General features: G+C 63.4%; 23 protein-coding genes. 13 read left to right on the top strand and 10 right to left on the bottom strand.

Translation table 11 applies throughout. From position 1 onward, the window contains the following. Complete coding sequence (locus tag A9D60_RS07870) at positions 1-543, top strand: pyridoxamine 5'-phosphate oxidase family protein (protein ID WP_065267070.1); 543 nt, start codon at positions 1-3, stop codon at positions 541-543. Positions 544-560: 17 nt separating this feature from the next. Then, entirely contained in the window at positions 561-1,241 is a 681-nt protein-coding gene (locus tag A9D60_RS07865) for a DNA alkylation repair protein (protein WP_065267069.1), read from the top strand. Between the two features lie 84 nt (positions 1,242-1,325). Here the strand turns inward: A9D60_RS07865 and A9D60_RS07860 are convergent, their stop codons facing one another. After that, positions 1,326-1,778: a hypothetical protein gene (locus A9D60_RS07860; RefSeq protein WP_065267068.1), complete on the bottom strand. Its 453-nt coding sequence runs from the start codon at positions 1,776-1,778 to the stop codon at positions 1,326-1,328. A 90-nt stretch (positions 1,779-1,868) separates the two neighbouring features. Here A9D60_RS07860 and moaA point away from each other — a divergent pair, with 90 nt between their 5' ends. The 3 genes from moaA to A9D60_RS07845 are packed head-to-tail and all read left to right on the top strand — an operon-like array spanning position 1,869 to position 5,248. Continuing rightward, entirely contained in the window at positions 1,869-2,879 is a 1,011-nt protein-coding gene (gene moaA / locus A9D60_RS07855; RefSeq protein WP_065267067.1) for a GTP 3',8-cyclase MoaA, read from the top strand. Position 2,880: 1 nt separating this feature from the next. Then, the gene (locus A9D60_RS07850; protein ID WP_065267066.1) at positions 2,881-4,197 is read left to right on the top strand and encodes a 3-deoxy-D-manno-octulosonic acid transferase; all 1,317 of its coding nucleotides are present in this window, start codon (positions 2,881-2,883) and stop codon (positions 4,195-4,197) included. Beyond that, the gene (locus A9D60_RS07845; protein ID WP_065267065.1) at positions 4,190-5,248 is read left to right on the top strand and encodes a glycosyltransferase family 4 protein; all 1,059 of its coding nucleotides are present in this window, start codon (positions 4,190-4,192) and stop codon (positions 5,246-5,248) included. Before A9D60_RS07850 ends, A9D60_RS07845 begins: the two co-directional genes overlap by 8 nt. Before the next feature lie 96 nt (positions 5,249-5,344). Here A9D60_RS07845 and A9D60_RS07840 read toward each other — a convergent pair whose 3' ends face one another. The 4 genes from A9D60_RS07840 to A9D60_RS07825 form a co-directional block, all read right to left on the bottom strand. Beyond that, a complete protein-coding gene (locus tag A9D60_RS07840) occupies positions 5,345-6,508 on the bottom strand; it encodes a M20 aminoacylase family protein (RefSeq protein WP_065267064.1) in 1,164 nt (387 codons plus the stop codon). 34 nt (positions 6,509-6,542) lie between these two features. Continuing rightward, positions 6,543-7,709, bottom strand: a complete 1,167-nt coding sequence (locus tag A9D60_RS07835) for a M20 aminoacylase family protein (RefSeq protein ID WP_065267063.1) — start codon at positions 7,707-7,709, stop codon at positions 6,543-6,545. 194 nt (positions 7,710-7,903) lie between these two features. Continuing rightward, entirely contained in the window at positions 7,904-9,085 is a 1,182-nt protein-coding gene (argE, locus tag A9D60_RS07830; protein WP_065267062.1) for an acetylornithine deacetylase, read from the bottom strand. 2 nt (positions 9,086-9,087) lie between these two features. Continuing rightward, complete coding sequence (locus A9D60_RS07825; protein WP_065267061.1) at positions 9,088-10,908, bottom strand: ABC transporter ATP-binding protein; 1,821 nt, start codon at positions 10,906-10,908, stop codon at positions 9,088-9,090. 340 nt (positions 10,909-11,248) lie between these two features. On the opposite strand from A9D60_RS07825, the gene A9D60_RS07820 reads away from it, so the two are divergent. The 3 genes from A9D60_RS07820 (at position 11,249) to A9D60_RS07810 (ending at position 15,069) form a co-directional block, all read left to right on the top strand. After that, entirely contained in the window at positions 11,249-12,952 is a 1,704-nt protein-coding gene (locus A9D60_RS07820; RefSeq protein WP_065267060.1) for a peptide ABC transporter substrate-binding protein, read from the top strand. A gap of 145 nt (positions 12,953-13,097) precedes the next feature. Then, a complete protein-coding gene (locus A9D60_RS07815) occupies positions 13,098-14,105 on the top strand; it encodes an ABC transporter permease (RefSeq protein WP_065267059.1) in 1,008 nt (335 codons plus the stop codon). Further along, positions 14,098-15,069 carry an ABC transporter permease gene (locus A9D60_RS07810; protein WP_175392920.1) on the top strand — a complete coding sequence of 324 codons (972 nt, stop codon included), beginning with the start codon at positions 14,098-14,100 and terminating at the stop codon, positions 15,067-15,069. The genes A9D60_RS07815 and A9D60_RS07810 overlap by 8 nt, the downstream gene beginning before the upstream one ends. Positions 15,070-15,141: 72 nt before the next feature. Here the strand turns inward: A9D60_RS07810 and A9D60_RS07805 are convergent, their stop codons facing one another. From A9D60_RS07805 to A9D60_RS07790, 4 genes are all read right to left on the bottom strand, one after another. After that, on the bottom strand, positions 15,142-16,422 hold the full coding sequence (locus A9D60_RS07805) for a DUF3422 family protein (protein WP_065267058.1): 1,281 nt from the start codon (positions 16,420-16,422) through the stop codon (positions 15,142-15,144). 179 nt (positions 16,423-16,601) lie between these two features. Beyond that, the gene (locus tag A9D60_RS07800; RefSeq protein ID WP_065267057.1) at positions 16,602-18,038 is read right to left on the bottom strand and encodes an NAD(P)(+) transhydrogenase (Re/Si-specific) subunit beta; all 1,437 of its coding nucleotides are present in this window, start codon (positions 18,036-18,038) and stop codon (positions 16,602-16,604) included. Positions 18,039-18,051: 13 nt separating this feature from the next. Beyond that, positions 18,052-19,623, bottom strand: coding sequence for a Re/Si-specific NAD(P)(+) transhydrogenase subunit alpha (locus tag A9D60_RS07795; RefSeq protein WP_065267056.1), 1,572 nt, complete (start codon positions 19,621-19,623; stop codon positions 18,052-18,054). Positions 19,624-19,760: 137 nt separating this feature from the next. Then, positions 19,761-20,213: a methyltransferase family protein gene (locus A9D60_RS07790; protein ID WP_065267055.1), complete on the bottom strand. Its 453-nt coding sequence runs from the start codon at positions 20,211-20,213 to the stop codon at positions 19,761-19,763. Between the two features lie 349 nt (positions 20,214-20,562). On the opposite strand from A9D60_RS07790, the gene A9D60_RS07785 reads away from it, so the two are divergent. The 4 genes from A9D60_RS07785 (at position 20,563) to kynA (ending at position 23,949) form a co-directional block, all read left to right on the top strand. After that, complete coding sequence (locus A9D60_RS07785) at positions 20,563-21,315, top strand: SDR family NAD(P)-dependent oxidoreductase (protein ID WP_065267054.1); 753 nt, start codon at positions 20,563-20,565, stop codon at positions 21,313-21,315. Then, the gene (locus tag A9D60_RS07780; RefSeq protein ID WP_065267053.1) at positions 21,315-21,692 is read left to right on the top strand and encodes an MmcQ/YjbR family DNA-binding protein; all 378 of its coding nucleotides are present in this window, start codon (positions 21,315-21,317) and stop codon (positions 21,690-21,692) included. The genes A9D60_RS07785 and A9D60_RS07780 overlap by 1 nt, the downstream gene beginning before the upstream one ends. Positions 21,693-21,773: 81 nt before the next feature. Continuing rightward, positions 21,774-22,967 carry a kynureninase gene (gene kynU / locus A9D60_RS07775; protein WP_065267052.1) on the top strand — a complete coding sequence of 398 codons (1,194 nt, stop codon included), beginning with the start codon at positions 21,774-21,776 and terminating at the stop codon, positions 22,965-22,967. Between the two features lie 148 nt (positions 22,968-23,115). Continuing rightward, positions 23,116-23,949, top strand: coding sequence for a tryptophan 2,3-dioxygenase (gene kynA, locus A9D60_RS07770; protein WP_065267051.1), 834 nt, complete (start codon positions 23,116-23,118; stop codon positions 23,947-23,949). Between the two features lie 31 nt (positions 23,950-23,980). Here kynA and A9D60_RS07765 read toward each other — a convergent pair whose 3' ends face one another. After that, positions 23,981-24,562: a TetR/AcrR family transcriptional regulator gene (locus tag A9D60_RS07765; protein WP_065267050.1), complete on the bottom strand. Its 582-nt coding sequence runs from the start codon at positions 24,560-24,562 to the stop codon at positions 23,981-23,983. A 93-nt stretch (positions 24,563-24,655) separates the two neighbouring features. On the opposite strand from A9D60_RS07765, the gene A9D60_RS07760 reads away from it, so the two are divergent. Further along, complete coding sequence (locus A9D60_RS07760; protein WP_065267049.1) at positions 24,656-25,120, top strand: (2Fe-2S)-binding protein; 465 nt, start codon at positions 24,656-24,658, stop codon at positions 25,118-25,120. Position 25,121: the final 1 nt, after the last annotated feature.

Below are 25,121 nucleotides of genomic sequence, written 5' to 3'. Positions count from 1 at the left end.
ATGGCCAAGCAGTTCCCGCAGATCGACGCCGCGCACCGCAAGTTCATTGAAGAGCAGCACATGTTCTTCACCGGTTCAGCCGGGCCGGAGGGCCGTGTGAACATTTCCCCAAAGGGAATGGACTCGCTGCGGGTGCTAGGTCCGGACCGGATCGTCTGGATGAACCTGACCGGCAGCGGCAATGAAACCGCGGGCCACCTCTTGGAGGTGAACCGGATGACCCTGATGTGGTGCTCCTTCACCACCCGCCCGATGATCCTGCGCACCTATGGCACCGCCAAGGTTCTGCACGCGGAGGATGAAGGCTGGAACGATCTGGCCGCCCTGTTCCCCGCCCACCGCAGCGCCCGGCAGATCTTCGATGTTTCGGTCGACCTGGTGCAGACCTCCTGCGGCTATGCAGTGCCGTTCATGGAATACCAGTCCGAACGCGACACCATGCAGAAATGGGTCGACGGCAAATCGGACGATGAAATCCGCGCCTATTGGGTGCAGAAGAACCAGTCCACCATCGACGGCAAGCCCACCGGCGTGCCGGTGTAAAGCTGCGAACCGGGAAAATGCTGGAAACCTATCTTGATGCGCTGAAAGCCCAGGCCGAACCCGGCCGGGCAGAGCAGATGGCCGCCTATCACAAGCAAGCCCGTGAAGTGCTGGGCGTGCCCAACCCAGCCACCAATGAGCTGACCAAGTCCTGGCGCCAGTCCCTGAGCGTGCCAGAGCGCGTGGATCTTGCGCGTGCCCTATGGGACACCGACATCTTCGAGGCCCGCATCGCCGCGGGCAAGCTGCTCACTCAAGCGCGGATCAAGGAGGATCAGGCGGTCTGGGACCTGCTGCAATCCTGGGTGCCGCAGTTTGACAGCTGGGCGATTGCCGACCATGCCTGCTCTGCCATTTCAAAACGGTTGCTGGCGGACTCATCGCGGCTCGATACTGTGGAAACGTGGTCACAATCGGACCACATGTGGACCCGCCGCGCAGCGCTTGTCGCCACTCTGCCCTGGGCCAAGATGAACAATCTGAAACCCGCCGACAGCGCCGCCCGCGAGCGCATCTTGGCCTGGGCCGCAGCCTACGTGCCCGACCGCGACTGGTTCATGCAGAAAGCAGTGGCTTGGTGGCTGCGCGATCTCAGTAAACATGATGCAGACCGCACCCGCGCGTTTTTGGCGGAACATGGACAAAACATGAAGGGGTTTGCCCGCAAGGAAGCGGCCAAATACCTGAAAGACGCCTAGGCTTGTAAAAAGCTCCGCCTGGCAACCGCCGGGCAGCGCCCGCCCCGCCACAGCAGGCGGGCGCTTTCCCCTTTTTAAGGCGATTCAGCCCGCGGGGGGCAGCACCTGCAACTCGGCCAGCTCCGTCAGCGGCAGGCCCAGCGCCCGCATTGCGCCAATTGACAGGCGGCTGCCGCCGGAGGCCTCTCCCGGGATGGGCTTCAGCGTCACCACCACCTGGGTATTGCGGTTGGAGCGGATCAGCGCCTGCTGTTCTGCTGCCACCAGCGGCGTTTCCATCCACAGCCCCGGCAGCGACGGATCGCCCAGCGAAGCCACGGTGGTGGCGGAGCCGAGGAAGGACGGCGCGGAAGGCGATGTTGGCGCCAAAGGCTCAGCCTCACCGACATCAACGCCGGGCGCAGGCTGCAGCACCGGATCCTGCGGTGCGGCCGCCGACGGCCCGCCGCCGCCGTTCAGAATGGAGGAATTCAGCTGCAGCCCGTTACAGGCCGCCAGCAGGGAAATCGAAGCAAGGGAAATGACTGTCATACGCATGAGGCGACCCTAGCCAGCTGCGAAACTCTTTGCCAGTCACAAATGCGGTCCCCCCTTGCCGCGGGCGGTGCCCCGCTTTACCTAGGAAGCATGACGGCACCCCTTATCGATCCCTTCGCCCGCGCAATCACTTACCTGCGTGTCTCGGTCACCGACCGCTGCGATTTCCGCTGCGTTTACTGCATGTCGGAAAACATGACCTTTCTGCCCAAGAAGGATCTGCTGACGCTGGAGGAACTGGACAGGCTGTGTTCCACCTTCATCCGGCTGGGTGTCGAGAAGCTGAGGATCACCGGCGGCGAGCCGCTGGTGCGGCGCGGGATCATGACCTTCTTCCAGTCGATGAGCCGTCATCTGGACACCGGCGCCCTCAAGGAGCTGACGCTGACCACCAACGGTTCGCAGCTGGTGAAATACGCCGATGACCTCTATGCCGCAGGGGTGCGCAGGGTGAATATCTCGCTCGACACGCTGGATGAACAGAAGTTTGCCGATGTCACCCGCTGGGGCCGCCTGCCTCAAGTAATGAAGGGCATCGACGCGGCACAGAAGGCGGGCCTCAAGGTCAAGATCAACGCGGTGGCGCTCAAAGGCTTCAATGAAGAGGAACTGCCCCGCATCACCGAGTGGTGCGCCGGACGCGGCCTCGACCTCACCTGGATCGAAGTGATGCCGATGGGCGAGGATATCGGCGCCATGGAGCGCATCGGCCAGTACTGGTCGCTGAAGGACGTGCGCAAGGAATACGAAAACCACTACACCGTCACCGATCTGGCAGAGCGCACCGGCGGCCCGGCGCGCTATCTGCGGCTGGAGGAGACCGGCCAGAAGATCGGTTTCATCACGCCGCTGTCGCATAACTTCTGCGAAAGCTGCAACCGGGTGCGGGTGACCTGCACCGGCGAGATTTACACCTGCCTCGGCCAGGAGGGCAAAGCCGACCTGCGCGCGCCCCTGCGCGCCAATGAGGAAGGCACCGGCGTGCTGGAGGCCGCCATCCGCGCGGCCATCGGCGACAAGCCCCGCGGCCATGACTTCGACTACTCCCGGCAAGAGGCCGGCGGCCAGATGTCCCGCCACATGAGCCACACCGGCGGCTGACATGCCTGGAACCGCTCCAGCGCAACGGACGCTGCTCTATTCCTTGTACTGCGGCGTCAGCACGCTGATTGCCCCCCTGGCCTGGCGCAAGGTCGCGGGCAAGCTGCGCGACTACGGCCTGCCGGAAGAACGGGTGCGCGAACGCCTCGGCCATGCCTCCCTGCCCCGCCCTGCCGGGCGGCTGATCTGGTTCCACGCCGCCTCTGTCGGCGAAAGCCTGTCGGTGCTGACCCTGATTGCCCGCATGGGCGAACAGGCCCCGGATGCGGAATTCCTGATTACCTCCGGCACGCCCACCTCGGCTGAGCTGATCGCCAAAAGGATGCCGCCACGCTGCCGCCACCAGTTCCCGCCGCTGGACACCGCTGCCGCCGTGGACCGCTTCCTGGCCCACTGGCAGCCTGATCTGGGTGTGTTTGTGGAAAGCGAGCTGTGGCCGCAGATGCTGGTGCGCGCGCGTCAGGCCGACTGCCCGCTGGTGCTGCTGAACGCGCGGCTGTCGGACAAATCGGTGGAAGGCTGGAAAAAACGCCGGGAAACCGCGCGCTTCATCCTCGACCAGTTCACCCTGCTGGTGACCCAGAACCAGAAGACCGCCACCAACCTGCAAGCCATGGGGGCCGCCCCGGGGCGCATCCGCCCCGGCAGCAATCTCAAGGCCGTCTCCGCGCCGCTGCCGGTGGATCAGGACGCTCTTGTCAAAGTCAGGGAGAGCATCGGCGAGCGCCCTGTCTGGGTTGCCTCCTCCACCCACGAGGGCGAAGAGGAAACCGTGCTGGAGGCCCATAAGGCGCTGCTGGAACAGCACCCGGACCTCTGCCTGCTGCTCGCCCCCCGCCACCCGGAACGCGGGGATGCGGTTGAAATGATGGTCAAGGACGCCGGTCTCAGCTGCGCGAGGCGCAGTAAAGGCGTGCTGCCCGGCACCCAGACGCAGGTCTACCTGGCTGACACGCTGGGTGAGGTCGGCACCTGGTACGCGCTGTGCCCGCTGGTGTTCCTGGGCGGCTCCCTGCGCGAAATCGGCGGCCACAACCCGTTTGAACCGATGCAGGCCGGTGCTGCGGTGATCACTGGCGCCGGATATTACAATTTCGCCGAGACCTACACCGAGCTGACCGCCCTAGGCGCCGCGGCAGAAGTGCGCTCAGCGGCGGAGCTGGCGGATCAGGTCGCCAAGTGGCTGGACCAGCCGAAGGCCTTCCAGGCTGCCCGCGATGCTGCTGGACAATTCATCTCCCGCCAGTCGGATCACTTGGACAAGACGGTGGACGCCCTGCTGGCGCTTCTGTCCCGCGAAGGAGGCCAGGATGGCTGAAGTGGACGCCAACACGGTTGAGGTCATCGCACCGAACTTCAAGCGCCGCCTGTCCGGCGTGACCTCCACCATCGTGCGGCTGGTACCCTTGCAGCGCCAGCAGATCGCCATTGCCACCGCGGGCAGCGGCCTGCCGGGGGACATGCCGCACCTGACAGCCTCCCAACTCATCTTGATGAACCGCAATGGCCCGGCCGGCGCCCGCGTCTGGCACGCCCGCCGCAACGTGGAAATGCTGGGCGGGCTGGCGCTGAAATACCTCTTGGGCAAGCGCTTGAAATTGCTGTTCACCTCCGCCTCGCAACGCCATCACTCCGGCTATACCAAGTGGCTGATCTCGCAAATGGACCGGGTGATCGCAACCTCGGCTAAGGGCGCGGCCTATCTGGAGAAGCCTGCGCAGGTGGTGCACCACGGGATCAACACCGAAGAGTTCGCTCCGCCCGCAGACAAGGCGGCACTGCGTCGCGAGCTGGGCCTGCCGAAAGACGCCATCCTGATCGGCTGCTACGGCCGCATCCGCGCGCAGAAAGGCACGGACGTTTTTGTCGACGCCATGCTGGAGGTGCTGAAGGCGCACCCCAAGGCGGTTGGCATCGTGATGGGCCGGGCGACAGAAAAACATGTGGCTTTTGAGAAGGGCCTGCGCGCCAAGGTGGAAGCCTCTGGCCTATCGGACCGCCTGCTGTTCCCGCCGGAAGTGCCGGTCTGGGAGGTGTCCCGCTGGTACCAGGCGCTGGATCTCTATGTCGCTCCGCAGCGCTGGGAGGGCTTTGGCCTGACCCCGCTGGAAGCCATGTCCTGCGGCGTACCTGCCGTGGCCACCCGCGTCGGCGCTTTCGAGGAGCTGATTGCGCCGGGTGAAACCGGCCTGCTGATCGATCCGGGCGAAACCGGCCAAATGGTGGACGCGATCAACGAGGTGCTGTCTACCGAAGGCCGGCTGGCGCAATGGTCAGAGGCCGCCCGCAAACACGCCATGACCAATTTCGCGCTGGAGAAAGAGGCCGAGAGCCTGGTCGCCATCTACCGCGAATTGCTGGAGCACTGACGCCCGCCGCCGCTTCTTTCTGGTCAAGAATATTCTCGGGGGTGAATTGAGCCGCAGGCTCAAGAGGGGGCAGACAGCCCCCTCTCCTTTTTCAGGTCAAGCCGCAGGCATCCGCTGCTCAACGATCTCCGCCCACCAGCTGCAGCCTGCAGGAATGGCGTCGTCGTTGAAGTTGTACTCCGGGTGGTGCACCATCGCGGTGTCGCCGTTGCCCATCAGGATGTAGGCGCCGGGGCGCTCCTCCAGCATGAAGGCGAAATCCTCGCCGCCCATCACCAGCGGCGCATCCCCGCAGGAGCCGGACACGCTCTCCGCCACCTTGGCGGCAAACTCGGTCTGCTCCTCGTGGTTCACCATCACCGGATAACCGCGGTGATAGGTGATGTCCGCGGTGCCGCCAAAGGTCGCGGCGATGCCGGTGCATACCTCATTGATCCGCTTTTCGGCCAGGTCGCGCATCTCCTTGGACATGGTGCGCACGGTGCCCTTGATCTGCACCTTCTGCGGGATCACGTTGAACGCCTTGGACGACGTCTCAAACGAAGTCACGGAGACCACGATCTGGTGCACCGGGTCGGCATTGCGCGAAGCGATGGTCTGCAGCGCCAGCACGGCTTGCGCGGCCAGAACGGTGGTGTCGATGGTCTCATGCGGTTTGGCCGCATGGCCGCCGCGGCCCTCGAAGGTGATGTCGAACTGGTCGGTGGCGGCAAAGAAGGATCCCGGGCGGATAGCAAAAGAGCCCAGCGGCTGGCCCGGCCAGTTGTGCAGGCCGTAAACCTCCTGCACGCCCCAGCGGTCCATCAGGCCATCGTCGCACATCACCTTGGCACCGCCGCCGCCTTCCTCGGCGGGCTGGAAGATCACCACCACGGTGCCGTCGAAATTGCGGGTTTCCGACAGGTACTTGGCAGCACCCAGCAGCATCGCGGTATGGCCGTCATGGCCGCAGGCATGCATCGCGCCAGGGGTCTTGGAGGCATAGTCCAGCCCGGTCTGCTCATGGATCGGCAGTGCATCCATATCGGCACGCAGGCCGATTACCTTGCCGGATGTGTCCGCCTTGCCCTTGATGACACCAACCACACCGGTGCGGCCGATGCCGGTCACCACCTCGTCGCAGCCGAAGTCCTGCAGCTTCTGAGCCACCAGCGCGCTGGTGCGGTGGGTTTCGAACAGGATTTCCGGGTTTTCGTGGATGTCACGGCGCCAGGCGGTGATTTCATCCTGCAGTTCGGCAAAGCGGTTCTTGACCGGCATTTCTCACTCCTTTGGTTATCTGTTCCCCGCAGCCTCAGGCCGCGGGCATTCTTCGTTCCACCAGCTCGGCAAACCAGCTGCATCCCAGCGGGATCGCCTCGTCGTCAAAGACATAGGCCGGGTGGTGGCACATCTGGGTGTCGCCGTTGCCGAGGAAGATATAGGCGCCGGGGCGCTGCTCCAGCATGTAGGAGAAATCCTCGGACGGCATGATCGGCGGGGTCTCGGCATCGACCTTGGCAGAGACCGCCTGCGCCGCCTCCACCGCATGAGCGGTTCCGTTTTCATCATTGATTGTAACGGGATAGCCCGGCAGCCATTCGACCTCAGCCGTGGCCCCGTACGCGGCAGCGGTGCTTTCGGCGACCCGGCGCACCCAGTCCTCTGCCTGGGTGCGGTACTCAGGATCCAGTGTGCGGACGGTGCCCTGCAGCTTGGCGGTATGAGCGATTACGTTCGAAGCGGTGCTGTCGGTCTCAAAGGTGCCGACGGTCAGCACCACGCGTTTGATCGGGTCCACGTTGCGCGAGACGATGGAATGCAGCGAGACCACGATCTGCGAAGCCGCCAGCGTCGTGTCGATCGCTTCATGCGGGGCGGCGGCGTGGCCGCCCTTGCCGGTGACGGTGATGATGAACTCATCCGAGGACGCCATCAGCGGGCCCGGTCGGATCGCAAATTCGCCCACCGGCAGGCCCGGCATATTGTGCAGGCCATAGACCTCCTGGATGCCCCAGCGGTCCATCAGCCCGTCGTCGCACATCGCCTTGCCGCCGGCGCCGCCTTCCTCGGCCGGCTGGAAGATCAGCACGGCCTTGCCGTCAAAATTCCGTTTCTCTGCAAGGTACTTAGCCGCACCCAGCAGGATCGAGGTGTGGCCATCATGTCCGCAGGCGTGCATCACGCCGGGGGTTTTGGAGGCATAGTCCACGCCCGAGGCCTCGGGGATCGGCAGCGCGTCCATGTCGGCACGCAGGCCGATGGCGCGGCCCGAGGTATTGGTCTTGCCTTCGATCACCGCCACCACGCCGGTCTGGCCGACGCCTGTGGTGATATCGGTGATGCCGAACTCCTTGAGCCGCTCCACCACAAAGGCGGCGGTTTCATGCACCTCGTACATCAGTTCGGGGTTCTCGTGCAGGTGATGGCGCCAGGTTGTGATCTCCTGGTGCATCTCGGCAAAGCGGTTCTTGGCCGGCATATTCCCCTCCCCTTTACTGTTTCAGGTTCCGTTGCGGCAAACTGTCCGCGAAAAAACTTAGCTTCGCAAGTATCCGGCCCCGCCGGGACGTGGCGGAACTCGACAGAAGGGGGTGCCATGCGTGCACCCCTTGTGCACCATCTGTGCACCCCTGATACACCTGCAGCACCAATCTGAGCACGAAACGCGCGGTTTCAAGGCAGCGGGAAGTAGCCGCGCAGTTTCTCCACCAGCTTGCGCATGAAGTCATGGCCCGCCTCGAACTGGGCCACCGTGATATACTCGTTGGGCTGATGCGCCTGCGCGATGTCGCCGGGGCCGCAGATCACCGCCGAGTAACCGGCCTGCTGGAACTGGCCCGCCTCGGTGCCGTAGCTGACCACATGGGAGCCATTGTCGCCGGTTACCCGGCGCACCAGCGCCTCTGCCTCGCCGTTTTGTTCCGGCACCAGCCCAGGCACGTCAAAGTGCTTGGACACATCAATGCGGGCCTCCGGATGAATGGCCTGCATCTCCGCCTCGACCTCGCGCACCTTGGCCAGATAAGCCGCCTCCCAATCGCTGGCGTGCTCGCCCGGCACCACCCGGAAATCCATCAGGAAGCGGCAGTCCTTGGCGGTGATGTTATGGGCGGTGCCGCCCTCGATCATGCCGACGTGGCAAGTCGTCCAGGGAGGAGTGAACATCGCCCGCATCTCACCCGGCTCCCTGGCCATGTTCGCGGCGTTCTGCTGGTTGGCCCAGTCGATCAGTTTCGCGCCCTGCATGATGGCGCTGACGCCGGTGTGCATGAGCGAGGAGTGCACCTCGAAGCCCACCAGATGAGTGTCATAGCCGGTGCCGCCCTTGTGGCCGGTGACGGCCTGCATCATCGAGGGCTCGCCCACGATCACCGCGGAGCCCTTGGGCAACACTTGCTGCATGGCTTCGATCATCGGCGGGGCGCCGGTGCAGCCGATCTCCTCGTCAAAGCTCAGCGCCAGTTGCAGCGGCCGGGTGACACCCCCGGTATGGGCCTCCACCAGCGCCCAGATGGCGAGAGCGTCAAAGCCCTTCATGTCGCAAGTGCCGCGGCCGAAGTATTTGCCGTCCTTTTCCACCACAGTGAAAGGATCGGTGTCCCAGGGCTGGCCGTCCACCGGCACCACATCGGTATGGCCGGACAGAACCACAGCGCCTTCTTCCCACGGGCCGGCATGGGCAAATACGGCAGCCTTGTGGGGCTGATCCGGGTCTGTCCAGCGGTGGCTTTCGATGCCGTGGGAAGACAGATAGTCCTGCACCCAGTCGACAAGCGGCAGGTTGGTGTCCCGGCTCACGGTCGGGAAGGAGACCAGGCGTTCCATGATCTCCAGCGGCGTCAGTTTCGCGAGCATGATCAGTATCCGCTGTCAGTGGTCAGCACGAAATGGCCGGGCTCCAGCTCCAGGTATTCCGATGGTTCCGGCTGGTAGCCGACTTCGTGAATGGGCGACGGAATCGGTTTGAAGTTCAGTTCCTTCTCCGACTTGCGCTGGCGCGGATCGGCGATCGGAACCGCCTTCATCAGCGCCTGGGTATAGGCGTGCAGCGGGTTTTCAAACACGCGCTCGCGCGGGCCGATTTCCACGATACGGCCCAGGTACATCACACCCACCTGATGGCTGACGCGCTCCACCACCGCCATGTCGTGGCTGATGAACAGGAACGAAAGCCCCAGTTCCGCCTGCAGTTCCATCATCAGATTGAGGACCTGCGCCTGCACCGACACATCAAGCGCCGAGACGGCCTCGTCCGCGACGATCAGCTTGGGGTTCAGGGCCAGTGCGCGCGCGATGGCGATCCGCTGGCGCTGGCCGCCGGACATCTCGTGCGGGTAGCGGCGCATGAAGCTGCGCGGCAGATGGACGCGGTCAAACAGGCTGGCGACCCGGTCGTGCAGTTCGGAGCCTGAGGCCAGACCGTAGTTGCGCAGCGGTTCTGCAACCTGGTCGATCAGCTGCATCTGCGGATTGAGGGAGGCAAACGGATCCTGGAAGATCATCTGCATGTCCTGGCGCGCCTTGTGCATCTCAGTGGCGTTGAAGCCAAGCACGTTGCGGCCCTCAAAGTTCACCTCGCCGGACTGCGGCTCCACCAGGCGCAGGATTGAGCGCCCTGCAGAGGATTTGCCGCAGCCGGATTCGCCCACCAGCGACAGGGTCTGGCCCTTGAACACCTTGAAGGACACGTCCTCCACCGCGTGCACGTTGGAGATGGTGCGGCGCAGCAACCCGCCTTTGACCGGAAAGCGGGTGGTCAGGTTCTTCACCTCCAGAAGCACTTCATCGGTGCCCTTAATCGGTTCGATCTTCTGGTTCTCGACGCCCATCAGCTTCATCGGCTCGGGATAATGCTTGCCGCGCATCTCGCCCAGTTTCGGAACCGCCGCCAGCAGCGCCTTGGTGTAGTCGTGCTTGGGGTTTTCGAAGATCTCCTCGACGGTGCCTTCCTCAACCTTGTTGCCGCGGAACATGACAACCACGCGGTCGGCCATTTGGGCGACCACCGCCATGTCGTGGGTGATGAACATCACCGCGGTGCCGGTCTCGCGCTTCAGCCGGTCCATCAGCGCCAGGATTTCCGCCTGGATGGTCACGTCGAGCGCGGTGGTCGGCTCATCCGCGATCAGAAGCCGCGGCTCGCAGGCCATCGCCATCGCAATCACCACCCGCTGGCGCATGCCGCCCGACAGTTCGTGCGGGTACTGTTTCAGACGGCGTTCCGGTTCCGGGATACGGACCTGGCGCAGCAGTTCAAGCGCCCGCTCCTCCGCTTGGGATTGCGACATCTTCTTGTGGATGCGCAGGCCTTCGGTCAGCTGGCGGCCGACGGTGAACACCGGGTTGAGCGCGGTCATCGGCTCCTGGAAGATCATGCCGATCTCGTTGCCGCGAATCTGCTTCATCAGCTCCTGTTCGGTGGTTGCAAGGTTGGAGCGCTCGCCGCCACGGCGGTTGAACAGCAGCTCGCCGCCCGCGATCTCGCCGCCGCCGAACTCCACCAGCCGCATCAGCGACAGCGAGGAAACCGATTTTCCGGAACCGGATTCGCCAACGATACAAACGGTTTCGCCGGGGCTGACATCAAAGGAGACATCCTCCACCCCGACCACCGGGCCGTCCTTGGTCTGAAACTCCACCCGCAGATTTCTTATGGACGCAATGGCGTTGTCCAGCATGACGGCTCCCTGGTTCTATTTTGTCCGGGCCGCGTTCAAAGGCAGCCTCAGGTTCCGGAGTAAACTCTACTTTCCTTCAAAATGCTCATGCAAATAATGCATGGGCTCTTCGAAATTGGAATTTGCAATTTGCCGGCAAAAGCGTTTCGATACCCCCGTGGTTGTCTGCAAGCTGTCACACGCCGGTGTCTCCGGTAAAGTGTTAAGGGATTATAGCTCCAAGGTTTTCCCTGTGCCTGCAGGCCCAATGCTACACTTCCGCAGCAATGCGGCAACCCTCCGGGCCTGAGCCGGCCCGGCCAACAAAAAGACACGAAACGTGTCCGACAAGGAGTGTGTGATGAAATTGAAATCCCTATTGATGGGTGCCGTTGCCGCGGCCTCTCTTGCGCCTGCAGCCTTTGCAGAGCGCGGGTCCGACGGCCAGGTCAACATCATTTACTGGCAGGCGCCGTCGATCCTGAACCCGTTCCTGTCGAGCGGCACCAAGGACGTGCAGTCGGCGTCGCTGGTCATCGAGCCGCTGGCGCGTTACGACCCGCAGGGCAACATGGTCCCCTATCTGGCGGCGGAAATCCCGACCGTTGAGAACGGCGGCGTCAGCGAAGACCTGACCTCGATCACCTGGAAAGTTGCACCGGGCATCAAATGGTCCGACGGCACCGACTTCACCGCCCATGACGTGAAATTCACCGCCGACTACTGCATGCATCCCGAAGGCGGCTGCGCGCAGCTGACCAAGTTCCAGGGCGTCACCGGCGTCGAGGTGGTGGACGATCTGACCGTCAAGGTCACCTTCGACAAGCCGACCCCGTTCCCCTATGGCCCGTTTGTGGGCGGCGAAAGCCCGATCCTGCAGAAGGCCCAGTTCGAAAACTGCATGGGCGCCAAAGCGCCGGAATGCACCGAGGCCAACTTTGGCCCGATCGGCACCGGCCCGTTTGTGGTGGATGAGTTCAAGCCGAACGACGTGATCACCATGTCGGCCAACGACAATTACCGCGACCCGGCCAAGCCGGCGTTTGCCAAGGTGCTGTTCAAGGGCGGCGGGGATGCAACCGCGGCTGGCCGCGCGGTGATGGAAACCGGCGAGTTCGACTATGCCTGGAACCTGCAGCTGGCGCCGGAAGTGATTGCGCAGATGGAAGCAGGCGGCAAAGGCAAGCCGGTTGCGGGCTTCGGCTCGCTGGTGGAGCGAATCATGCTGAACCAGACCGACCCGTCGCCGGAGCTGCCGGAGGGCGAGCGCTCCACCGCCAAGCATCCGCACCCGTTCCTGAAAGACCCGGCGGTCTACAAGGCGATGTCGATGGCCATCGACCGTCCGCTGCTGGTGGAAATCGGCTACGGCAAGGCTGGCGCAGTGAGCTGCAACTGGGTGCCTGCACCCGCAGCCTTTGCTTCCGACACCTTTGACTGCTCCACCCAGGACATCGAAGGCGCCAAGGCGATGCTGGAAGAAGCCGGCTACAAGGACACCAATGGCGACGGCGTGCGGGAGACCCCGGACGGCAAGCCGATGAAGATCCTGTACCAGACCTCGACCAACGCTGTCCGTCAGGACTTCCAGGCGCTGATCAAGGAATGGTGGAGCCAGATCGGCATCGAGACCGAGCTGCGCAACGTGAACGCCTCCGTCTTCTTCGGCGGCGACCCGGGCTCGCCCGACACCTTCCAGCGCTTCTATGCAGACGTCGAAATGTACGCCAACAACTTCGACGGCACCGACCCGCAGTCCTACCTGGGCAACGGTCTGTGCGACAAGGCGCCGAAGCCGGAATCCCAGTGGCAGGGTGAGAACATCTCGCGCTTCTGCAACGAAGAGTTCGACCAGCTGCACGCCGAGCTGACCAAGACCGCCGGTCTGGAAGCGCGTGCTGAGATCGGCCGCCGCCTGAACGACATCATGGTCGAAAACGGCGGCATGATCCCGCTGGTTCACCGCGGCCGCCTGTCGGCGCATTCCAACACCCTGGGCGGTGTCGACCTGAACGTCTGGGACAGCGAGCTGTGGAACGCAGCTGACTGGTACCGCATCAAGTAAGCGCTGCTTGCTTCCCGGGGCCCCGGCACATGCCGGGGCCTCTTGCCATCTGCTGGGCTGCAGAGCAGCGCCGCGCATGGCCTGGACGCGGGGCGCCCGCCCCGCCTGTTCCGAATTCAATACAAGTTGCAAAGGCGCTTAGCAGATGCTGACCTTTACAATCCGGCGGCTGATCCTGGCAGTTCCGACACTGCTGTTCATCAGCCTCGTGATCTTCCTGCTCCTGGAGCTCGCCCCCGGCGACCCGATGGCGCAGGTTCCCCTGACCGTCCCCGCCGAAGTCAAAGAAAAGATGCGCCTAGCCCTGGGCCTGGGCGAGCCGATGCATATCCGTTTCTGGAAATGGCTGGTGCAGTTCTTCTGGATCGAGCCGCAGGTGCTGATCGACAACATTTTCGGCACCAGCCTTGCGGAAGGCCAGCTGCGGGTGATCTCCTGGCAGACCCGCTCGCCGGTGATGGACATCGTGGTGCAGCGCATCCCGCAGACCCTGTGGGTGGTCGGCACCGCCTATGTGGTCGCAATCCTGATCGCACTGCCGATCGGCATCTACTCCGCCTACCGCCAGTACAGCTGGTTCGACCAGATGGGCACTTTCGTGTCGATGGTCGGCTTCTCGGTGCCGCCGTTTTTCTCTGGTGTGCTCGTGATCGTGATCTTCTCGGTGCAGCTGGGCTGGTTCCCGTCGATCTATGACACCACCCATGTGGTGGACAGCTGGGACGCCTTTGTCTTCCAGCTGAAACAGATGATCATGCCGGTGATGGTGCTGGCGCTGCAGATCACCGCGCAACTCTCCCGCTTTATGCGCGCCTCGATGCTGGACAACCTGAACCAGGATTATGTCCGCACCGCCCGCGCCAAAGGCTTGAGCGAATATGTTGTGGTCATGGTCCACGTCTTGCGTAACTCGATGATCCCGGTCGTTACCGTGATCGCGCTTGGCATTCCGTCGATCTTCGGCGGCGCCATCATCACTGAGCAGGTGTTCAAGGTGAACGGCATCGGCCAGCTGCTGATCGGCGCCATCCAGGCCAACGACCTGCCGATGGTGCAGACCCTCACCTTCATCTTTGCGGTGCTGATCGTGCTGTTCAACCTGATCGCCGACGTGCTGTACGGCATTCTTGACCCGAGGATCCGCTATGACTGACAAGGAACGCTTTGTGCCGGATGAAGGCATGGCACCGGCCTCGACAGCGGTTCCGGCCGCCGGAGCGCTGGAAGAGCTGCACAAGCCGCCGCGCAGCCAGTGGCTGGACGTCTGGGACCAGTTCAAGTCCCACCGCGGGGCGCTGATGGGCGGGGCGCTGTTCCTGTTCATCATTCTGGCGGTCTATCTGGGCCCGTTCTTCTGGGAGCTTGAAGCTACCCAGATCGACATCCGCGCCCGCAACCAGGGCCCGAGCTGGGCGCATCCCTTCGGCACCGACCAGCTGGGCCGCGACATGCTGGCCCGGATGATGGCGGGGGGCGCGACCTCAGTGTCGGTGGGCCTGACCGCGATGCTGCTGGCGCTGTTCCTGGGCTCCTTCATCGGGGTGATGGCCGGTTTCTTCAAAAAGCTGGACGGGCCGCTGATGCGCCTCACCGATCTGTTCCTGGCGCTGCCGCTGCTGCCCTTGCTGCTGGTCATGATGCTGCTGTTCCGCGAGCCGCTGAACGCCGCGTTCGGACCGGAACAGGGAATTTTCATCCTGATCGTGATTTCCATCGGGGTGACCAGCTGGATGCCCACCGCGCGGATCGTGCGCGGCGATGTGCTGGCGCTGAAGGAGCGCGAGTTCGTGATGGCGGCGCGCTCCATCGGCACAACCAACAGCGGGCTGATCACACGGCACATCCTGCCCAACGTGCTGTCGCCGATCATGGTCTCGGCCACCCTGGGCATTGCCACCGCGATCATCACTGAGTCGTCGCTGTCCTTCCTCGGCCTCGGCTTCCCGCCGGATTTCCCGACCTGGGGACGGCTGCTGTTTGATGCCACCGATTACCTGCAGCAGCACCCGGAGCGGGTGTTCTGGCCCGGCATGGCGATCTCGCTGACGGTGCTGAGCGTGAACTACCTGGGCGACGGTCTACGCGACGCGCTGGACCCACGGATCCGGGGCCGCTGAGCAGCCACCGCAGACACGAAACAGGGCCGCCCCACCGGGCGGCCCTTTTCTCTGGCGCACATCCAGCTGCGCTCAGTGCAGCTTCTTGCGGATCCGCTGGATGCCCAGCCACACCAGCCCGATCACAGGCAGGGTGACAGCCGCGATCAGCACCTTCTTGGTCAGCCCGTAGCGTTCGGCCAGCGGGAACAGGAAGTCGGAAACCAGCGATATCGCGTAATAGCTGACCGCTACCACCGACAGGCCTTCGACCGTGTGCTGCAGACGCAGCGCAATATCTGCACGGCGGTCCATGCTGGCAAGCAGCGCCTGGTTCTGGGCAGAACGCTCCACATCCACCCGGGTCCTGAGCAGCTCCCCTGCCCGGCGCGCCCGGCTGGCCAGCGTATCCAGCCGCTTCTCGGTGGAATTCACCGTCCGCATGGCAGGTTCAAACCGGCGCAGCATGAATTCGGCAAAGGTCTGGAACCCTTCGTGGCGCTCCTCCCGAAGCAGGCTGATGCGCTGGCTGACCAGCGCGTCATAGGCGCCAGTGGCCCCGAAGCGGAAGGCGGACTGCGCCGCCATTGCCTCAAGCTCAGCGGAAACCGCCAGCAGCTGGGTCAGGATTTCCTCTGCGGGTTTGGAGCCGGCCGTCATCTCCGCCATCATCTGGCTGAGGCGGGTGTCCAGCTTGCCGATCACCGGCGACAGCCCGCGGGCGCGGGAAAAGCCCAGCATCGACATCGCCCGGTAGGTTTCGATCTCGCACAGCCGCTGCACAATCCGGCCGACCCGCTGCGCGCCGGTGTCCGTATTAGGGAAGATGGCAAAGCGTACATGGCCCGCCGGGTCGATGCGGAAATCGCCGGCCACCACCGCGCTGTCATCAAGCACCTGCGAGGCGGTCAGGCTTTCCGGCACGAACCAGTCGTGCATTGTGGATTTCAGCACCGCAGGCGCCGCGCGCGGCACTACCCGGATCAGCGCCGAGGTGATCCGCTGGCCCGGCGCCTCGGCCAGCCAGTCGGCGGGAAAGACGTCAAAATCTGCCGGATCAAAAGCACGCGTGCTGACGCCGTCGCTGTAGACGGTGTAGCTGACAAACTCGGTGTGCTGCTCCCACTTCAGCATGTGCCGCCCAATCTGGGCGGTGTGATGGGTTGCCCCCGGTTTGGGATGCGGCGCGCCGTGCCGGTCCAGCAGCTGGATCAGGTGCTGCATGTCCTGCATCCGGTCGCGGTGCACGGCCTCCTGCGGCTGTTTCACAGCCAGGTAGACCACCGTGCAAGGGCTGGTCATGGTGGGGAACGGACGGGCGTGCAGCTCATTGGTCAGCTGGTAACGCAGCGGGTGATCCTGGATCGGCGGCATTCTTGGTCTCCGGGGCAATGCCGCGGACCATACTGCAGTCGGAAAAACATGTACAGAAATGTTTTATTTCAACATGTTAGCGGAATGCAACGGTATACAAATCCAGTCGAGAACGCTGCCAAGGAACCAAAAAAGGCGCCCCGGATGGAGCGCCTTTTTCTCTTGGGCTGATGTCCCGCTTACTGGACCAGACCCAGCAGCGTATCGAGGCTTGCCTTGGCATCGCCATAGAACATGCGGGTGTTTTCCTTGAAGAACAGGGGGTTCTCGATACCGGAGTAGCCGGTGCCCTGGCCCCGCTTGGAGACAAACACCTGTTTCGCCTTCCAGCATTCCAGCACCGGCATGCCGGCGATGGGCGAGTTGGGATCCTCTTGCGCCGCCGGGTTCACGATGTCGTTGGAGCCGATGACGATAGCCACATCCGTTTCCGGGAAGTCCTCATTGATCTCATCCATTTCCAGAACGATGTCGTAAGGCACCTTGGCTTCGGCCAGCAGCACGTTCATGTGGCCCGGCAGGCGGCCCGCAACCGGGTGGATGGCAAAACGAACTTCCTTGCCCTTGGCCCGCAGGCGCCGGGTCAGTTCGGCGACGTTCTGCTGCGCCTGGGCCACCGCCATACCGTAGCCGGGGATGATGATGACGCTGTCAGCTTCCTCCAGCGCGGTGGCAACGCCGTCGGCGTCGATAGCGATCTGCTCGCCTTCTACTTCCATCGCCGGACCGGTGGTGCCGCCGAAGCCGCCCAGGATCACGCTGACAAACGAACGGTTCATCGCCTTGCACATGATGTAGCTGAGGATAGCACCGGAGGAGCCCACGAGGGCACCGACCACGATCAGCAGGTCATTGCCCAGCGAGAAGCCGATCGCCGCCGCGGCCCAGCCCGAGTAGCTGTTCAGCATCGAGACCACCACCGGCATGTCGGCGCCGCCGATACCCACGATCAGGTGGTAGCCGATGAACAGTGCCGCAAGGGTCATCAGGAACAGCGGCAGGAAGCCGCCCGAGTTGAAGTACCAGATCAGGCAGAGGAAGGAGAGACCCGCCGCGCCTGCGTTCAGCATATGGCCGCCCGGCAGCTTGGTAGCAGCCGAGGTGACCTTGCCCGCCAGCTTGCCAAAGGCAATCACGGAGCCGGTGAAGGTGATCGCGCCGATGAAAATGCCGAGGAAGAGTTCCACGCGCAGGAAGGCGATCTCTGCCGGGGTTTTCTTGGCGATCAGCTTGGCAAAAGTGCCGAGGTCCTCGGTGCTGCCCGCGGCGACGGCAGCCGCCACATTGCCGATCTCGAAATGGGCGATGAAGCCCACAAAGACCGCGGCCAGACCGACCAGCGAGTGCATCGCTGCAACCAGCTGCGGCATCTCGGTCATCTGCACCTTTTTCGCGACATAGGTGCCGATGATGCCGCCGCCCGCGATCAGCAGGATCGACAGCAGCCACAGGCCCGAACCGGGACCGATGAGGGTGGCAAAGACCGCCAGCCCCATACCGGCGATGCCGTACCAGACCGCGCGTTTGGCGCTTTCCTGGTTGGAGAGGCCGCCCAGCGACAGGATGAAAAGAACAGCCGCAACAACATAGGCGGCGGTGGTGAAACCGTAATCCATGTGCCCGGCCTCCTTAAGATTTCTGGAACATGGCGAGCATGCGCCGGGTGACGAGGAAGCCGCCGAAGATGTTGATCCCGGCCATGAAGACGCTAAGTGCCGCCAGGAGGATCACCAGGAAGCTGCCGGAGCCGATCTGCATCAGCGCGCCCAGGATGATGATCGAGGAGATCGCATTGGTGACCGCCATCAGCGGTGTGTGCAGCGAGTGGGCGACACCCCAGATCACCTGGAAGCCGACGAAGCAGGCCAGCGCAAAGACGATGAAATGCTGCATGAAGCTGACCGGTGCGAACAGTCCGACCAGCAAGAGGAGCGCACCACCGCCCGCCAGCATGGTGACCTGGCTCTTGGTCTGCGCCTTGAAGGCCTCAACCTCCTTGGCGCGTTTCTCCTCCGGCGTCAGCTCCGGCACGGTTTCCTTCGGCTTGGCCGCAATCGCCTGCACCTTGGGCGGCGGCGGCGGGAAGGTGATCTCGCCCTCGAATGTGACGGTCGCGCCGCGGATCACGTCGTCCTCCATGTCGTGGTTGACCTGGCCGTCTTTTTCCGGCGTGAGGTCAGCCATCATGTGGCGGATGTTGGTCGCGTAAAGGCTCGACGACTGCGCCGCCATGCGGCTGGGGAAGTCGGTGTAGCCGATGATGGTGACGCCATTGTCGGTGACGACTTTCTCGTCCTTCACCGTGCCCTCGACGTTGCCGCCGCGCTCGGCGGCCAAGTCGACGATGACAGAGCCCGGCTTCATGGCCGCGACCATGTCCTCAAGCCACAGCTTGGGCGCCTCGCGGTTGGGGATCAGCGCGGTGGTGATGACGATGTCGACCTCGGGCGCCAGTTCGCGGAACTTAGCCAGCTGCGCCTCGCGGAATTCCGGGGAAGAGACCGCCGCATAGCCGCCGGTGGCGGCGCCGTCCTGCTGCTCCTCCTCAAAGTCCAGATAGACGAATTCGGCGCCCATGGATTCGACCTGTTCGGCCACTTCGGGGCGCACGTCAAACGCATAGGTTACCGCGCCCAGCGAGGTGGAGGTGCCGATGGCGGCCAGACCGGCAACGCCTGCGCCGACCACCAGGACCTTGGCCGGGGGCACCTTGCCCGCGGCGGTGATCTGGCCGGTGAAGAAGCGGCCGAAGTTGTTGCCCGCCTCGATAACAGCGCGGTAGCCCGCGATATTGGCCATCGAGCTCAGTGCGTCCATCTTCTGCGCGCGGGAAATGCGCGGCACCATTTCCATGGCGATGACATTGGCCTTTTTCGACTTGGCCAGCTCCATTCCCTCTTCGTTCCCTGCCGGGTTAAAGAAGGAGATCAGCGTCTTGCCCTTGGTCAGCCGCTTCAGCTCGGTTGAGTCCGGCTGGCGCACCTTGGCAACGATATCCGAAGCCTTCCACAGTGCCGCCGGGGTCTTGATGACCTCGACCCCCGCCGCCTCATAGGCCGCATCGGAGAAGCCCGCAGCGGCGCCCGCCCCGGCCTCAATCGCGCACTCATAGCCCAGCTTCTGCAGCTGCTTTGCCGAATCCGGCGTCATCGCAACCCGGTTTTCACCCGGGAATGTTTCTTTTGGTGTACCTATTTTCACCTTTTGGTTCCCCTCGTCTTGCCCGCGCCAGCAACGCCCGGGTTCGGATCACAATAATTCTCTCTACATTGCGCAATATTATTGCGCAAGGATTTTGCCGCATTGCCGCAAAGTCATGCCGCATTGCCGCATTGACGTCACATCCAGCGGCGCACCTTTTGCTCGTACCGGGTCCAGTCCGCCCGGAATTCACGCCGCATCCGGTTTTCCTCCGGGATGACAAAACGCTTCTCGAGCAGCCACAGGAAGACCGGGATCAGCGGCAGCGACAGGACCGCATCGAACCACAGGATAAGGCCTGCCAGGATGAGCACATCACCCAGATAGATCGGGTTGCGGCTGCGGCTGAAGATCCCCGATTGCACCAGGCGGCTGGGCGTCCTGTGCGGGATCACGGTGGTTTTCTGGCGCTGCATTTCGGTGATTGCCAGCAGTGCCAGCACGATGCCGCCGCCCACAAGAATGCCTGCCAGAAACTCTGCCCAGGCCCCGCCGAAAGACAGCCCGAAGGGAAAACGGTCCGCTTGCAGCCAAGCCGCGGCAACAAAGACAGCCAGCCAGACCGGCGGCACATCCAGCCACCGCGTCATTCTCTGCCCTCTTGCAGACTTCTGTTTGAAACACCACGCATCGCGGGCAACCTTCCCTTATCCGGCTTGCTCGTCCAGCCCGCTTCGGCCGGGATTGAAAGAAAAGGACAATTTGCCCCACATGCCGCGAAAACGGCGAATCCGTTCCCGCTTGCGGCATGATCCTGCATAGTTTCGTCCGGATGCCTATGTATTTCTTCGTGTACTGTTTGGCATCCGCAGCCCGGCTGCCTGCGCGGCCGCCTCCGAAATACGTATTTCGCCCCCAAAAGCGGCCGTGACGGCACGGCGGTCTTGCCAGATGGCCGCCCCTCGATAGGCTGACCGGAAAACAGGGAGGCCGGATATCATGACTTTGCAAGGCAAACACGCGCTGGTGACCGGCGGCGGCACCGGGATCGGGCTCGCTATCGCTCAGGCGCTGGCCGCAGAGGGCGCACAGGTCACCATCACCGGCCGCAGGCAGGAGGTGCTGGAGGATGCTGCGACCGAAGGGATGCATCCACTGGCAATGGACGTGCGCGACGAGGCGGATGTAGCGGCCAAGGTGGAAGCCGCAGCCGCATCCCGCGGACCCATCCAGATCTGCGTCGCCAATGCCGGCATCGCCGAAGGCGCGGCGCTGCACAAGACCTCGATGGAGTTCTGGCGCGACATGATGGCCACCAATCTGGACGGTGCTTTCCTGACCATCCGCGAGTGCTTCAAGTCAATGCGGCAGACCGATTGGGGCCGGGTTATTACCGTATCCTCCATTGCAGGCCTTCGAGGCCTGAAAGGCGGCGCCTGCTATACTGCCAGCAAACACGGGCTGGTCGGACTGACACGCGCGCTGAGCGAGGACTACCTGGGCACGCCCTTCACCTTCAACGCGCTGTGCCCTGGCTACGTGGACACCCCGATTGTCGAGCGTAATATCACTTCGATCGCCCAGCGCGCCGGGTTGAATGCGGTTGAGGCCCTGGACGTGATGGTCAACGCCAACCGCCACAAGCGGCTGATCGAGCCGGACGAAGTGGCCGCCGCGGCCCTGTGGCTTTGCGGACAAGGGTCCGGATCGGTCAACGGGCAGTGCATTGAAATTGCAGGCGGGCAGATGTGATGGACCGCAAAGCTTTCAATGAGTTCTGCGCCACCTTTCCTGCAGCGGAACATGTGGTGCAATGGGGCAATGCCGACGTCTGGAAAGCGGGCGGCAAGCTGTTCGCCGTCTGCGGCTGGGCCAATGGCAGGGATGCCTTCACCTTCAAGGCCGGCGACATCGCCTATGAGGTGCTGCAGGAGCGCCCAGGCGTCCGCCCGGCGCCCTATCTGGCGTCGCGCGGGATGAAGTGGCTGCAGCAGTTTGACGACGACGGCCTGACGGACACAGAACTGAAGGAACAGATCACCTTGTCCTATCAGATGGTCACAGCGAAGCTGTCAAAGAAGAAGCGCGCCGAGTTCGGGATACCGGATCCGCAGCCCGCGGACGGCTAGGCACTGGACAGAACGGCCAGGATAGGATAGCAAACCGGAAAAGCTTCAAGCTTAAAATACCCACCAGACACGAGGCCCTCCATGACCGATTTTGCCGCAACCAAGGCGATGTTCGACCTGCCCGAAGGGGTGATCTATCTGGATGGCAACTCGCTGGGCCCCCTGCCCTGCGCCGCCAAGGAGCGGGTCGGAGCGATGATGCAGGATGAATGGGGCCAGATGCTGATCACCGGCTGGAACAAGGCCGGCTGGATGGACAAGCCCAAGGCGCTGGGAGACCGGGTCGGCCGGCTGATCGGAGCGGAGCCGGGCCATGTGGTGATGGGCGACACGCTGTCGATCAAAGTCTACCAGGCGGTTGCCTCGGCGCTGGAACTGAACCCGGGCCGCAAGGTGGTGCTGTCGGACAATGGCAACTTTCCCACTGACCTGTACATGGCCAGCGGGCTGCTGAAATCGCTGGGGCCGGACTATGAGCTGCGGGTGGTGGACCCGGAAGCGGTTGAAGACGCCATCACCGAGGACATCGCGGTGCTGATGATCACTGAGGTGGATTACCGCACCGGCCGCAAGCACGACATGAAGGCGCTGACTGAAAAGGCCCACGCCCATGGCGTTTTGACGGTCTGGGATCTGGCCCATTCTGCTGGCGCGGTCCCGGTGGATCTGGCCGGGTGCCGCGCGGATTTTGCGGTTGGCTGCACCTATAAATATCTCAATGGCGGCCCCGGCGCGCCGGCCTTCATCTATGTCTCGCCGCGCCACGCAGAGACCGCCCGCCCCGCCCTGTCCGGCTGGCTGGGGCATGAGGCACCCTTTGCCTTTGACCTCGACTACCGGCCCGGCAGCGGCATCGACCGGATGCGGGTCGGCACCCCGCCGATCCTGCAGCTGACTGCGCTGGAAGCGGCAATGGATATCTGGGACATGGCGGAAATGGATGCGGTACGCGCAAAGTCCATAGAACTCTGCGACCTGTTCATCGCCCTGGTTGAGGAAAGCTGCCCGCAGCTGGAGCTGGCCTCCCCCAGCGACCCGGCGTTCCGCGGCAGCCAGGTGTCGTTCAAGTTCGACGAAGGCTATGCGGCGATGCAGGCGCTGATCGCCCGTGGTGTGATCGGCGACTTCCGGGCGCCCGATATCATGCGCTTCGGCTTCACCCCGCTGTATATCGACGAGGGCGACGTGCGCGCCGCAGCAGAAATCATCGCTGACGTGATGAACAATGCCCTGTGGGACCGCCCGGAATACATGGTCCGCCACGCGGTCACCTGATGCGCCTGCTCCGCGCATACCATCTGCCGCTCTGCCGCCCGGCGGGCTGGGTTGCGCTGTGGCGCCGCCTGGCCCAATGCGGCACCCTGAACCGGAGGACGCATTCCTTTCCCTGACATATACTGAATTTAGGAAAAGGAATGATGTGATGACACAACCCTACGATCCCGCCAACGACGGCGCCCAGATGTCCTTTGACGGGCGCATGTCCTATGGCGATTACCTGTCGCTCGACATGCTGCTGAACGCGCAGAAGACATGGACCAATACCCACGACGAGATGCTGTTCATCATTCAGCACCAGACCTCAGAACTGTGGATGCGGCTGGCCATTCACGAGCTGAGAGCCGCACGTGAGCGGCTGCTGGTCGGCCAGGCGCGGCAGGCGTTCAAGATGCTGGCGCGGGTGGCACGCATCTTTGAGCAGCTGAACTCCGCCTGGGATGTTCTGCGCACCATGACACCCTCGGATTACACCGCCTTCCGGGATGAGCTGGGCCAAAGCTCCGGCTTTCAGTCGCATCAGTACCGGCAGATCGAATTCATGCTGGGCAACCGCAACAAGGCGATGCTGCGCCCGCACGCCCACCGCCCGGACATTCTGGCGCTGCTGGAGGCGGAACTGTCGCAGCCGTCGCTCTATGATGTGGCTCTGAAGGCGCTGGGGCAGAGCTTTGCGCTGCCGGATGAGGTGGTGAACCGGGATGTGTCGGAAGCTTATCAGCCGCATGAGGCGGTGCAGGCCGCCTGGACCGAGGTCTACCGCGACACCGAAACCCATTGGGAACTCTATGAGCTGGCCGAGAAACTGGTGGATTTCGAGGACTACTTCCGCCGCTGGCGCTTCAACCATGTGACCACGGTGGAGCGCGTCATCGGATTCAAGCGCGGCACCGGCGGCACCGGCGGCGTCAGCTATCTGAAGCGGATGCTGGAGGTGGAGCTGTTCCCCGAACTCTGGCACCTGCGCACGGAACTCTGAAACACTTGCGGGCCGGCCTGCCCGGTCCGCATCACCGCGGCGTCAGCCCTGCCCCGGCAAGGGCCGCCAGCTGGCGCACCCCGTCCTGGTAAGCCTCGTAATCCGCAGCAGTCTGCTTGATGCCCTTCAATGCGGCGCAAAGGGTCCGGGCAATCACCGCGGCATCGCCGCTCAGCACCGCCCGCCCGGCCGCAGCCTGCTGTTGCAGCCACTCCGCGTAGATCCCGCTCAGGGCAGCCTCGCCCTCAGCGATCACTTCGCCTGCAACGCTTTTGGTGATCTCGAACAGCTCCATCCCGTGCGGCGAGGACATCATCATCTGCACACCCTCCCCGGCCTGGCCCTGGAACGCCGCTAGCAACCGTTCCGGCAAAGGCCCCGGTTCCGCCAATGCCGCCCGCACTCCGGCAGCGGCGTTGCCGTAATAGGCGGTCACCAGTGCCCGGAAGATCGCATCCTTGTTCTTAAAATGGAGATACAGCGCGGGCCGCGACATGCCCGCGCCCTTGGCGATGTCATCCATCGAGGTCTTGCGGAACCCATAGGTCGAAAACGCCATCCAGGCGGCCTCAAGGATTGCCTGCTGTTTCGGATCAATGCCTGCCATGTTCATATTTCCGCTTCTGACATTGTTTGTAAAAAATGTCAATTGACACCCTGACAAAACTCGTTATTTTTGTCAGCAGCACAGCAAGGGAGCCCCGCCATGCCAACAGATCTGCGCATCAATGGAAAAACCCATCAGGTGGATCTGCCTGATGATGTGCCCCTCCTCTGGGTTTTGCGGGATGAGGTCGGCCTCACCGGCACCAAGTTCGGCTGCGGCGTGGCTGCCTGCGGCGCCTGCACCGTGCATATCGACGGTGAGGCGGTGCGCTCCTGCCAAGTGGCGCTGTCGGATGTCTGGGGCGAGGTGACGACGATCGAGGGTCTCGGCTCGCCGGACGCGATGGCAGCAATCCAGCAGGCCTGGATAGAGCATCAGGTGGCCCAATGCGGCTATTGCCAGTCCGGCCAGATCATGCAGGCGGCGAGCCTGCTGGCAGAGAACCCGGCGCCTTCCGATGCGGAGATTGACGAGGCGATGCAGGGCAACCTGTGCCGCTGCGGCACCTATCCGCGCATCCGCGCCGCCATCCATTCCGCCGCCCAGAAGATGCAGGAGGCGTAAG

The sequence above is a fragment of the Leisingera sp. JC1 genome (assembly GCF_001679925.1).
Taxonomy (GTDB): domain Bacteria; phylum Pseudomonadota; class Alphaproteobacteria; order Rhodobacterales; family Rhodobacteraceae; genus Leisingera.
The sequence above is the reverse complement of the archived record's forward strand: the minus strand, read 5'-3'. Positions and strand labels throughout refer to the sequence as shown.